Annotated in this window: 10 protein-coding genes; 1 reads left to right on the forward strand and 9 read right to left on the reverse strand. The window is 48.5% G+C overall.

Annotation, left to right across the window (positions count from 1 at the left end; genetic code table 11):
• Positions 1-150: 150 nt before the first annotated feature.
• The 8 genes from WCN91_RS10140 to WCN91_RS10175 all read right to left on the reverse strand — a co-directional run bounded on the left by WCN91_RS10140 (position 151) and on the right by WCN91_RS10175 (position 9905).
• On the reverse strand, positions 151-2850 hold the full coding sequence (locus WCN91_RS10140; protein ID WP_342678685.1) for a TonB-dependent receptor plug domain-containing protein: 2700 nt from the start codon (positions 2848-2850) through the stop codon (positions 151-153).
• A gap of 96 nt (positions 2851-2946) precedes the next feature.
• The gene (locus tag WCN91_RS10145) at positions 2947-4548 is read right to left on the reverse strand and encodes a hypothetical protein (RefSeq protein WP_342678843.1); all 1602 of its coding nucleotides are present in this window, start codon (positions 4546-4548) and stop codon (positions 2947-2949) included.
• A gap of 255 nt (positions 4549-4803) precedes the next feature.
• Positions 4804-6117, reverse strand: a complete 1314-nt coding sequence (locus WCN91_RS10150) for a tetratricopeptide repeat protein (RefSeq protein WP_342678687.1) — start codon at positions 6115-6117, stop codon at positions 4804-4806.
• Between the two features lie 46 nt (positions 6118-6163).
• The gene (locus WCN91_RS10155) at positions 6164-6769 is read right to left on the reverse strand and encodes an energy transducer TonB (protein ID WP_342678689.1); all 606 of its coding nucleotides are present in this window, start codon (positions 6767-6769) and stop codon (positions 6164-6166) included.
• A 10-nt stretch (positions 6770-6779) separates the two neighbouring features.
• A complete protein-coding gene (locus tag WCN91_RS10160) occupies positions 6780-7190 on the reverse strand; it encodes an ExbD/TolR family protein (protein WP_105201368.1) in 411 nt (136 codons plus the stop codon).
• A gap of 48 nt (positions 7191-7238) precedes the next feature.
• Positions 7239-7766, reverse strand: coding sequence for a MotA/TolQ/ExbB proton channel family protein (locus WCN91_RS10165; RefSeq protein WP_342678692.1), 528 nt, complete (start codon positions 7764-7766; stop codon positions 7239-7241).
• Between the two features lie 3 nt (positions 7767-7769).
• Positions 7770-9089, reverse strand: a complete 1320-nt coding sequence (locus WCN91_RS10170) for a MotA/TolQ/ExbB proton channel family protein (RefSeq protein ID WP_425416034.1) — start codon at positions 9087-9089, stop codon at positions 7770-7772.
• A gap of 60 nt (positions 9090-9149) precedes the next feature.
• The gene (locus WCN91_RS10175; RefSeq protein ID WP_342678696.1) at positions 9150-9905 is read right to left on the reverse strand and encodes a DUF3450 domain-containing protein; all 756 of its coding nucleotides are present in this window, start codon (positions 9903-9905) and stop codon (positions 9150-9152) included.
• 266 nt (positions 9906-10171) lie between these two features.
• On the opposite strand from WCN91_RS10175, the gene WCN91_RS10180 reads away from it, so the two are divergent.
• On the forward strand, positions 10172-11146 hold the full coding sequence (locus tag WCN91_RS10180) for a transposase (RefSeq protein ID WP_342678698.1): 975 nt from the start codon (positions 10172-10174) through the stop codon (positions 11144-11146).
• Positions 11147-11535: 389 nt separating this feature from the next.
• Here WCN91_RS10180 and WCN91_RS10185 read toward each other — a convergent pair whose 3' ends face one another.
• Positions 11536-12807 carry a sugar MFS transporter gene (locus WCN91_RS10185; protein ID WP_342678700.1) on the reverse strand — a complete coding sequence of 424 codons (1272 nt, stop codon included), beginning with the start codon at positions 12805-12807 and terminating at the stop codon, positions 11536-11538.
• Positions 12808-12836: the final 29 nt, after the last annotated feature.

Genomic DNA, 12836 nt, shown 5'->3' on the forward strand with positions numbered 1-12836 from the left:
GCTGACAATAACACTGCTTGGCGCTTTACTCTAGGGGCAGGACTACAACTTAAATTTATTTCATCTATTGAAGACTTTTTCCCATCATTACCTCAATGCCGGGCATAAAAAAACCCGGAACTTCCGGGTTTTTAATTTTGGTACTAAGGGTTAGAACTCATAAGAGTAACTCAAGCTAAACTCAACGCCTTCGTCTTTAGAACGAACAATAACGTCAGATTGCGTTACTTCAACGTCTTCATCTAACAGGTTCTTGACCTTAAACTTCACTTTAGAATTAAAGTCTGGGTAGAAGGTGTAAACCAAATCCAATGAGTGGAACGGTTGCTCATAAGCATCATCACGACCATTCACACCAGCTGCCAGAATACGCTCGCCAAACACGTTGTACACTAAAGAAGCACTGTGCATGCCATCGAGTGAATCATAGTTCAGCTGCATATTGACCACGTATTCCGAGTGACCCGTCATACGCTTGGTCGGATTGGTCAAGGTACCCGCAAAGGCCGGATCAATCGAGGCTTCCGAGTCACTCAAGGTGATGTTACCACTGGTGAATAAGCCATCGGTAACAAAGGTCAAATCCTGTAACCACTCCGCTTCGATACCATAGACTTCTGCGGTTTCACCGTTCACAAAGGTAGCTGAATAATCTTCATCACCAATCTTTAAGATGGTTTCGATTGGCGCATCGATATCCTTATAGAAGGCCGCCACACTTACCGAGTTACCGGCTTCGCCGTAATACTCATAACGTAAGTCGAAGTTCTTGATTGGGCTACTCTTTAACCCGGTACGACCAAAGGTACGGATATCCGTTAGCGGGTCATAGTAGGTGACCGGTACGATTTCACGGAAATCCGGGCGAACCACGGTTTCACCGTAACCGGCACGCACCTGGTAGCTGTCGCTGCCGATATAGGTAAGTGACAGCGCTGGATACCAATCATCTTCGATAATGGTACCAGCTTCGATTTTTTCCGGATCGTAATAGGTATTAAGATCGTCGGCATCGAAGATCAGGCTCGAAGTACCGATTGAGCTTTGCTTAAACTCTTCGTAACGTACACCACCGCTGATACGCAGCCATTGGTCGTAGAGCACATCGAATGAGGCATAACCGGCATCGATTTTCTGCGCGGCAATATAGTCATCCGCATCAGGCGCTGTTGGCTCGTTAAAATCAACCAGAATAGCGTTATCGTCGATAAAGCCATCGCTTAGGTATGAGCTGTTATCAAGCGGACTTTGTGAGCCATCGTTGATTTCAATACCGGCGCCGGCACTGTTGTTGATAGCAAAGCTTGAGGTGTTGAAAACACGGGCACGATCAGAGAAGTCATAACCGGCTTTAAGTTCAACGTCCATTGACTCAAAGCTCAGCGGCAGCGTGAGGTTACCGCCATATGATTTAACGCGTTCTTCCATGTCGGTGTAGGACATGATCACACGGTTATCATCACCGGTAATTTCAGAGCCTGTATAGGCGCCATTGCTGTCATAACGGTCGCGGAATTCAAAATCGACATTGGTTGGGATATCCGTAGTCGCTTTTGACTCTGTGTATTGCCAATCCGCGCCAATGCCCCAGTAATCCATAAAGGTATGCTGGCCGATAAACTGAGTCACATTAAGCTGACGCTCTTCGTAGTTAAACTCATGATTACGGTTAGCGATGCCGTCACCAACTATGGTGTAGGTCGAACTACCCGCCGGGCTTTGTGAAATAGCGATTTCAGACTCGTCTTCGTTATCGACGATGTACATCTGCTGTGCCGACACACTGTGCGTGCCCAAGGTGTAACCAAGACTGAAGGTACCATTGTAACGCTCGTTCTCTATGGTCACTTTTGAGTCTTTAAAGGTCTCAAAGCATGAGCTTTTAACATCGTCGGCACTTTCGAGCTTAGTACTACAATCGCTTTTTACTTCCTTGGCGATAACAGAACTAAAACGCTCTTCGAAATCCCACTCATTGGTATAACCACCAGAGAGCATAAAGCCAATGTTGCCGCCAAAGAATGACTCTTCAAAGCTATCTCCCCAATGAGCTTTAACATTGTATTCCGGGTCAAGGGATTCATCTTTTAGGGCATAATCACGGGGCAATGACTTTAGCAACATATTATTAATTGCCGTGGCCTGCTCGGCGCGAGAAAGGTCGCCGTCAACCAGGTTATCACGGTCAACAATATTGCCAATGCTAAAGTCGCCCTGGTAGCGCACAATCGCGTCTTTTAACGCTTGTGGTACGCCATTTTCATTACGGTTATAAGTGTAACCATCGTCCGCGGCCGTGTTGTAACCTACACCCAGTTCGATACCTGCGGTAAACTCGCTCGGGGCCGACTTGGTACGAATATCTATATTACCGCCACCAAAGGCTGCCGGCATATCCGGCGAATACGCCTTTTGTACCGCCATACTTTCGATAATGCTGGCCGGGAAAATATCCAAAGGAATAACGTTACGGGTTAAGTCCGGGCTGGGAATATAAGCGCCGTTTAAACGTGCACTTGAGTAACGCTCACCCAGGCCACGTACGTAAATAAATTTACCATCAACCAGGGTCAAGCCGGTTACTCGGCGCAGGGCCGAAGCCGCATCGCTATCACCTGTGCGTGATAATTGCTCGGCACCCAGAATATCAGCAACGAAGGCTTGGTTTTTACGCTCTTCGATCACCGCTGCCGCACTGCCTTGCAAACGCGTACCAACGGCAACCACTTCTTCTAGTTCTTGGTTGTCGGCGCTCTGCACTTCTTCTGCCGCCACTAGGGCGCTAGATTGTGCCAATAAGCCAAGGCCAACAGCCCAAGCTAATTTATCTAGCCTATGTTGTTTTGCCATGTTCTACATCCTAATCAGTTTATACAAAACAGGCGCCCGATGCTTGTTATGCAAGCCCCAAGGCGCCTTCGCTTAAATGTTCAAGGGGTGACTAAATTAGTCTGCAGATGCCGCTGTAAGAGCCGCTTCTACCCACTTGTACCAGCTAGAGTCTGTATCTTGATCAGATACCGCGCCGATGTAGTCAACTGAATCGAAGAAAGCACCTAGTTCGCTTAAGTCGTTCGCAGTTACAGTTACGTCTGTTGATGCTGTGTTGGTCGCAAAACCGTTCTCAGCAAGTAGCGCTACATCATCGGTTAGGATTTGGCTAGCACCGCCATTTTCGAACCAAGTCGCCTTGCTTTGTGCTGCAAGAGGGCCACCAACAAAGGTGTCAGAGTCAGCAAAGTTTGACGAACATGCCATTACTGAGCTGGTGAAGCTGATCTTGTCTGCTTCTTTCTCACCGTCGCTTGAGAATTCGATACAGCTGGTGTTAACAGCGTTTTGCTTAACGATAACAGTATTGAATAGGCGCGCGTTGAACTGGTCGTCGAACTTAAACGCCTGTGAAGGGTCATCATCACGTACCGAGCTAGCATCAGTAGTTACTACAGTTACGTTAGCAATCGTTGGGTTAGAAGGTGCAACCTGGGCAGAAGATGAACCTTTCACACCGTCAGATTCAAAGCCGTTGTTACCCATGTTTACCACGGTACCATCGTTTAGAGTCACTGTGCCGTGCTTAACGAATAGGTACTGAGCCGCACCCTGCCAGCCAGCGTCAAAGTCGAATGAATCGTCTTGCGTGTCTGTTACTACGATGTGCTTAAGCGTTGTTGCACCACCGAAGATTTCAACACCATCGTCGAAGCCCTGGTGAATGTGAATGTAGTCAAATGCAGAGCCTGAACCTACCGCGTTAAGCGTTAGTGAGTTAAGGTCATCACCTTCACCACCTACACGAGGACCAGAACCTGCATACCAGATTTTTGCCCACTTGATACTACCGCTTGAATCGGCATTGTTGTTACCACCGTAGTAGCTGGTGATACCTTCAGAAGCAACGTTACAAGTACCGCCATCACGCTCAGCGTCGGTACAGTGGTCGGTGATACCCTGACCATTGATGATGATGCCACCCCAGTCCGCGTAACGTGCGCCGTTACCCGCGCTGTCGAAACGATCGAAGGCGTTAGCTGAAGTGAAAGTGATTGGCTTTTCTTCTGTACCTATGGCTTGGATTTTCGCACCACGAGCGATACGGATAATGGCTTCACCAGATTGGAACGCAAGCGTTGCACCTGGCTTAACTGTCATTGTTGGGCCGTTTGCTGGAACTTCAAAGCCATTTGAGGTATCGCCATCTGCACCGATTTGTAGTGCATCAGCGAAAAGGTGAACACCACCTTCAGGCAGCTCTTCAAAGGTAATGTTGCTGGTGATAGAGATTGTTTTGCTTGCGAATGAGTCATTGTATACACAGTCATTACCGCTAACTGTACCTTCTACCGTACCCGCAGCTGTTTCATAGCTAGCACAAAGAATTTCATCTTCGCCAGTACCGCCAGAGTTATTATTTGAGTTGTTAACACTGTTGTCGGTATTGGTGCTGTTATCGTTAACCGTAGGGGTGATCTCAATATCGCCACCACAAGCAGCAAGTGTTACAGCAGAAGCCACAAGGCTGACTTTGAAAAAGTCTGAAAGTTTCATCATAAACTCCGTAGTTCAAAAATTTTATATTGTTAATGCAGTTATTTAGCTGACGGTTACGATACGGAAGGTTTATGACACTCGGGTGACATAAATTTAAAAAAATGGTTACAGTATTAATTTTTATAACTTGTTGTAAAAACGAAAAAAGCCACCCTAAGGCGGCTTTGGTGTTGCGATTATATTTAAAAAAACAAACCATTTATTATTACTGTCATTAAACAGCCATATAAATAGATGCGGCTTTTTATATCTCTATAGAAGCGCTTGTTTTAATGTTTCGGCGTGTAACTTCTCGTTTTTCACGTATTTGATCCACTGCTGGGCTAAACGCTCGGAGCGCTTGTGCTTTTCCGCCTGCTCGAAGGCCAAAATAGAGGCATCGAAGTTTTGCAGGTTAAATTGCGCCATTCCCAGGGCCACATAGGCGTTCGACTCAAAGTCCAGTCCACCCTTATCCAGCGCCTCACGAGCGGCATCGGCTGCCTCGGAGAACTGCTCAAGGTTGATATAGACCTCGGCCAGGCGCTGATCATAAATACCCGACTGCTCGGCCGCTGCGGCCTTTTCAAAAAAGCCGATGGCCTTGCGCTCTTCCTTCGCCTGCACATAGGCTTCGGCGATAAAGGCATTGTTTTTCACATTGTCTTCAACCACGCCCTTGGCCTGGGCTTGTTTCATTACCTTGGCCGCCTTGTAGGGCAAGCCGTTAAACATATAGATTTGTGCCAGGTTGCGAAGGTCGCCCTTGGTTTTGAGATAACCCTGCTGATAGGCTGCCTCTATGGTGTCCAACTGGTCTTTTTCGCGCCCTACTTCGCCGTACATACCACTGAGTTGTACCCAGTATTCCGGCTTGTTATATAGGGCAATCATTTTTTCAAGAACGCTGACCACCATTTCCGGCTGCTGCAGCGAGTAGTAAAGAGCACGTTGCAATACCAGCCAGTTTTCTTTGGGTGTCTTGCCATCTTTTTCCGCCAGAGTAATGGCCGTGTTGATTGCGCCCAGGGCGTCATCATACTTGTTCATCTGGTAGAAGGCCTGAGACTTAAGCACATAATAGCTGTCTGGCTTGGGCTTGGTATTAACCTTATCCCATCGGTTTAAATAAGCAACCGAGCCCTGGTAGTCTTCATTGGCCATAGACAACTGCGCCAACGAGAACAAGGTACTTAACTGCAACGACTCGGGAATGGCGTCTTCGGCAACCACCTGCTCAAACGCCTTGATGGCTTCGGGCAAACGGTTTTCGTTGTAATAGATAAAACCGTAGAAGTTATACATCATGGCTTTTTCATAGGCGTTCATGCTTGATGATCGCTCTTTTACCGAATCCAGTGCCGCCAGACCGCCGGCTACATCGCCATCATCGGCCATTTTTTGCGCCCGCGCCAGTTGGCTGTACACCTTATCGCGCAGCGCCGGTACGCGCTTGGTCTTTTGCTCGCCTTGCTCGGCATGGGCTGAGGCCAGGGCCACACCCGGGATCATGCTGGCCATGCTCGGCAGCACTAATGTTGCCGATGCTAAGCCGGCAAATAGAAACAGTGAGTTCAACTTGTTCATAGTAAACCTCTAAAATCGCAACCTGTGCCCCTAAGGGCACAGTTTATTAACCATTAATTTCGAAGCTGATGCGGTTTTGTACACCGCCAACTTCTACCGCTTCGCCATTGACGATGCGCGGCTTATATTTAAATTTCAGCGCGGCATCCATGGCGGCACGGTCAAAGATTGACTCGGGCTCGGCCTTAAGCACCTTGGGATCGCGCACCGTACCCTGCTTGGTTACGGTAAATTCAACGATCACATAGCCTTCGATACCCCGCGACAGTGCGCGACGTGGATACACGGGCGACACCTTAACGATGGGCAGGTATTCACCGTCGCTGCTTTCCACTGCCAAACCATTACCCAGGTCAACATCGGCACTGATATCGGCGCTAAAGTCGAAGTTGGCATTGCTGGCATTGGCATCGCTGCTTTGTGTTTGCGGTGACTCAAGCGGCGGTGGTGGCTCTTTGGGCGTAGGTGGCTTTTGCGGCTTACGCTCTTTTTTCTCCACCGTTTCTTCTTGCTTCAGGCGCACGAAGTCAAGAACATTGCCTTTGGCCGGTTCGGTCATCGCGCCTTCACCGCCGTTGATCAGCGCCTGCATGCCTAAAAACAGCATAAAGGTCACGACCGCGGCGATAATTAAAGCGATTAAATAACGCATCTATCGCTCCTTAAGCTTCTTGCGCGGCGATGGATACATCAAACACACCGGCGGCGCGGGCGGCGTCCATTACCTTGATCAAGGTGTCCGTGGTGGCCTTTTTATCGGCCTGGATCACCACACTGCCCTGTGGGTTTTCCGCTTTTAGGCGCTCGATATTAGCCTGCACCGCACGTACGTCTACCTGACGCTTGTTGATCCAAATCTCACCTTCATCGGAAATGGCCACCAAGATGCTGGCACGTTCCTTCTTCACCGCGGTGGCGGCTTCAGGGCGGTTTACATCGATACCCGCTTCTTTTACGAAGGAGGCGGTAACAATAAAGAAGATAAGCATGATGAAGACCACGTCTAGCATGGGTGTCATGTTAATTTCTTCGGCTTCGTCTTCTTGAAAAATTTTACCTAATGGGGCTCTCATTTTACTCTCCTTGCCTGCGCCAAAGCGCAGGCAGATAATCATCGCAACTTAGTGGTCCAGGACCATCTTGTCTTCTAACAATTCGACTTCTCGTTTGGCACGGCGCTGTAAAAAGGTCGAGGCAAATACCCCGGATAGCGCGCCAACCATGCCAGCCATGGTGGGGATGGTCGCTTTGGACACCCCTGAGGCCATAGAGCGAGCACTGCCGGTGCCGGTAACGGCCATGACATCGAATACTTCGATCATGCCGGTCACCGTACCTAACAAACCAAGCAGTGGACACAAGGCCACCATCACGTTGATCAAAGCCAGGTTGGTGTTTAGTTTCATCCCTGCTCTTGAGATCATCGCTTGGCGAATTTGCTCGGCATTCCAGCTATTGCGCTCCGGGCGGTTGTACCAATTATTCCGCACCGATTTTTTGTACTTCACATAACCACCGAAGAAGTACATAAAGCGCTCAAGTATTAGCAACCACATGGCGAAGATGAGGATGCCGATGACCAGGAGAACCTGGCCACCTGTGTCGAGAAAATCACGAATTGCATTGATCCAATCAATCAATAGCACCATGATTTACGCTCCTTTTTCGCTGCGCTCAGCAATCAGGCCGGCACTTTGCTCTTGTAGAATCAACAGCAGGTTCTTAGAGCGTGTATTCAGTAGCGTGTAAAGGAATACAGTCGGAATAGCCACAACCAGACCCAATACCGTAGTTACCAGGGCTTGCGAGATACCGCCGGCCATCAGTTTAGGATCACCAGTACCAAACAAGGTGATGGCCTGGAAGGTGTTGATCATACCGGTTACCGTACCTAGTAGACCCAGTAGCGGAGCTACCACAGAGATGATCTTGATCAGCGTTAGGTTACGGGTGATCTTCGGCATTTCACGCAAAATGGCTTCCGATAGTTTCAGCTCTAATGTGTCGTGGGCAACATCAGGGTATTGATCTTTAACCTTCATCACACGGCCAAGCGGGTTGTCGTCACGAGCCACCTTGTCTTTAAGCTGACGACGGATTTTGCCACCGATAAGCATCAGCGAGATAAAGCGCTCAAGGGCGATGATCAGTGCCAAGGCACCTACCGCAAGAATCACATAACCTACCGTGCCACCTTGGTGTACGCGCTCTTCGGTATCAGGGGCTTGAACCAATAGGCCAAGGATAGAGCCACCAGTTGGGTCAAGGGCGAACTGCACAAAACCGTCTTTTGCTTGTTGAAGCTCGGCGGCACTTGAGGTGTAACGGGCAACCGGCTGACGCGTTAGCTCAGACAAGGTGTTGGTTACATTGTTGTATTCCAGGTACTTGCCATCGGCAACCAGGTTAAAGGCACCGACACGCAACACTTCTTTGCTCTCTTTGGCGCCACCGGCGACGATCACTTCGGTGTTAAAGCGTGATACCTTGCCCTGCTCTGTCATTTCGCGCTGTAGTTCGAACCACACCTGCTCAATGTCTTCGATAGAAGCCAATTTGGAGGTTGAGCCCATTTGCTGCGCCAGTTCATCCATAAAAGTGTCGCGACCTTGCAGCTCTGCCGATACCACAGAGGTAGCAAACTTGTTTGAGCTATCACCAGCTACCTGTTGCAGCACACCGAATAGCTCTTTAAGCGTACCCATGCGGTTTTGCAGGGTGTCGCTTAGCTGTGCCAGTTTTACTTCGTTGTCTTCAAACGCGGTTTCTAAACGCTCAGACTCTTGTAGTTTGGCGTTACGTGTTTGCTCGGCGCTGCGCAACATTTGTAGTTGCTCGCTTTGGCGCGCTTGGAATGCTTTTTCACGCTCTTGGTTTTCTTGCGACTGGGCAATCTTGCCCTGCTGTAGAGTCTTTAATAATGCGTCCAAGTCCATGGCATCATTGGCCATCGCCGAGTGCGACATTGCCATAGTGGCCACTAAAGCGGCGCTTTGGGTAAATTTCTTCACTAATTTCATCGTCAATACCTTTTATTCCGCAGCTTGAACAGGCAGGGTTAACATGTCTGGGGCTAACTGCTTACGGGCAATGCGTAAGCCTTTGCTGATTTGGCTGATAGCCGAGTCTGGCAAGCTAACAAAAGCCTTTTGCTCTTTGTCCCAGGCGCCGGCTTGCTTGCCGTCACGGGTTAGGTAAATAAGCTCAAGACGACCGATACGCAAAAAGTCCACTTCGCGCTCGGTGCCATTGACATCTAATAAACTGGTGTAGGCTTCGATAGTACGGCCGTAGTCCACTTCCACCTGGTAGGCTTCAAGAACACGACGGAATTTTTCACTCGATGCCACATCGGCGCGGTCCATCATTTCGCTCAGCTTGGCGATGCGCTCACTACGCTCTTGTGCAAGGAAAGGCACGTCCAGAGCAACAAACTGGTCAAGACCTTCAATCATACGCAGCATCAGCGGCGTGATTTGACGCTCAATTACAGAAACCTGATCCATAGAGGAGTTAATATTGGCCATTTCTTCAACCTGATTGGCCACTTGTTTGGTTAGCTGGGCGTTGTACACGCTCAGGCCATCAATCTCTTTATTCAGTGCCTTAAACTTTTGCAAACGGGTTTGCATATTGTCGGCAATCGTGTCTATTTTTGTTTGAGATTGCGTGGCTATCTGGTTGATCTCACCACTTTTTTCTTTCACTGTTTGAAGTTCATTGGCCATTACCTGTGAGCTGCTAGCAGCCACAAGGGAAGCCAATATCAGGGGTTTAACGCCTTTCATCGCATACACCTTATTTTGAGCTTAATGCTGCGCCGGATTTCCGGCACGAATGTAAGATGGGCGACAGTCTAGAGAAGAAAAGTGACAGCCATGTTGCGCAAATAATACACTTTAGTTACAAGCGTCATACAAATGCCTTATCCGCATTTATAACGAAAACAACAAAGACACCCACTTTAAAAACAACAAAGACACCCATTCCAATATTTCACACTTCTTGATCCTTTGACTACAATTTGAAGGTGCTACTCAAGGAGGAGTGGATCATGGCAACGCCTCGGAAAAACCAAATCAGTCTCGCCGATACTTCTTATTATCACTGTATTTCTCGTTGTGTACGGCGTGCATTTTTATGCGGCATAGATGCACTGACCGGCCGCTCTTATGAGCATCGCCGCGATTGGGTTGAAAATAAACTATTGCAACTAGCGCAAATTTTCTGCATTGATATCTGTGCTTACGCGGTAATGAGTAACCACACCCATATCGTGCTGCATGTGGATAAGCCTAAAGCCCAGCACTTAAAGGATAAAGACATAGTGCTGCGTTGGCATAAACTATTTAAAGGCACCGTGCTCTGCCAGCGCTTTTTGCAAGGAGAGCAGCTCGATACCGCCGAGTTGACCGCTCTACAAGGTCGTATCTTGATTTATCGGGAGCGCCTCAGTGATATCAGCTGGTTTATGCGTGTCCTCAATGAAGGGATTGCCCGTCAAGCCAATCGTGAAGATGACTGCACAGGCCGTTTTTGGGAAGGGCGCTTTAAGTCCCAAGCCCTCCTTGATGAAGCGGCCTTAGTTGCCTGCTTAGCCTATGTGGACTTAAACCCTGTTCGAGCAAAGGCCGCCGACTTACCCGAGCAATCCGACTATACCAGCGTGAAAACCCGAATCGCATCAGCAAAAAAGGGAGAGCAACCTTCCACCTTAATGCCCTTTGTTGGTAATCCCCGCAAAAACATGCCCAAAGGTTTGCCTTTTGAGCTAAAGAGTTACTTAGAGCTGGTTGAATGGACAGGACGCTGTATGCGCGAAGGTAAACCTGGGCATATTGCATCTGACGCAACCCCCATACTTGAGCGCCTCGATATTTGCCCTACAAATTGGTTGGCTCTAACAACCTCATTCACCAAGGTATTTCACGGTGCGGTGGGTAAAGAGCAAGCCTTAACAACCTACTGTCAGCATCAACACAGAAAGCGACGTGTAGATTTAAGCAACAGCCAAGCACTGTTTGCTTAAATATCACATCCCTTAAACAACCTCCTACTACGATGCACACAATGTGGGCTACGCACGTCTAAAATTCACGAAAATGATAATAACGTAAGTCAAATCTTTAAAAAATATTAAAACAGGTTACCACTCGCTTTAAAATCCATTCCACTCGTTCCGTTACAACTCCCAACCTTTAGAATGGATGTCTATTAAATTCTAACCTTTAGAATGGATGTCTATTAAATTCTCTCTTTTTAAGGTGGGTGTCTCGTTAATTTAAACTGGAACGTTCCAGCTAATTGGAACACTAGTGGCTTATGAATACGTATTCACAACCGGGTACAAAAAAAGCCGACAAGGTTAAACGCTTGTCGGCTTTTTAAGCATCTGAGCCCTGCTCAGGCTGGGGGCAATCAACTATCTATCTTGGCGCGCCACTGTCCTAGTAGTTTTGGCAGGCTCATGGCGTACCAGGCGATAAACACATAACATACCAGAGGCACATAGAAGCTTGTTTGCAGGCTTATGGTATCGGCCATATAACCTTGCAGTAGGGGCACCAAAGCACCGCCGACTATGGCTAAGCACAACCAACCCGAACCACGGCTGGTCAAGGAGCTAAGAGAGTCGATAGCCAGAGTAAAGATGGTCGGGAACATAATTGAGTTAAATAAACCAATGGCCAGCACAGACCACATGGCAACCATGCCGCTGCTGTTAATGCTGATCAACAGGAGCAAAATGGTGGCACAGGCGTTAAATAAGAGTGCCTTATTGGCCGCCACTTTTTGCAATACCGCCGAGCCGATGAAACGCCCTACCATGGCACCGCCCCAGTAGTAGGCGATCAAGTGCGCCGCGTCATGCTCTTCCAAGCCGGCAATATGGGCTTCACCAAAGTAGTTCACCAGGAAGCTACCTATGGCAACCTCACCACCGACATAACAGAAGATGGCCAGTACCCCGAATACCAGATGTGGCGCCTCGGTCAATGAATGATCCTTGGCTTTGCAATCATGTTCTTCGCTGTGTGATTCAATAGTAGGTAACTTAAGCACGGCAAACACCACAGCGATGGTTAATAGCGCTGTAGCCAGCATTAAATACGGTACTTTTACGCTGTCGGCAGTGGCGGCTTCGGCAGCCAGTGCGGCACTGCCACCAAAGAGTAGAAACTTACCAACGATAGGGCCAACCGTGGTGCCAAGCGAGTTCAAGGCCTGCGCTAGGTTTAAACGGCTGGGCGCAGTTTTTGCCGGCCCTAAGGCGGCAACATAAGGGTTTGCTGAAACCTGTAAAATGGTCACACCCGAGGCCAATACAAACAAGGCGCCTAAGAACAGCCAGTATTCATGCACCGCCACTGCCGGGTAAAACAGCAAGCAGCCGGTTGACGCAATTATCAAGCCGCTGACCACGCCATTTTTATAGCCAAAGCGCTTTACCAGATAACCGGCAGGCAACGACATAATAAAATAGGCACCAAAGAAGCAAAACTGGATCAGCATGGCTTCTGTATAGCTGAGGTCGAACACAGCTTTTAGGCGCGGAATAAGAAGGTCATTTAAAACCGTAATAAAACCCCATAGGAAAAACAGGGTGGTCATGGCTGCAAGAGGCAAGGTGTAATTGCTGTTTTTTTCTGCCGCTGCAACGTAAGCCTGATTGTTGTTTATCTCACTCACGAATCATTCTCCGTCTACTTGTTGATTTT

The sequence above is a fragment of the Pseudoalteromonas qingdaonensis genome, assembly GCF_038739665.1.
Taxonomy (GTDB): Bacteria; Pseudomonadota; Gammaproteobacteria; order Enterobacterales; family Alteromonadaceae; genus Pseudoalteromonas; species Pseudoalteromonas qingdaonensis.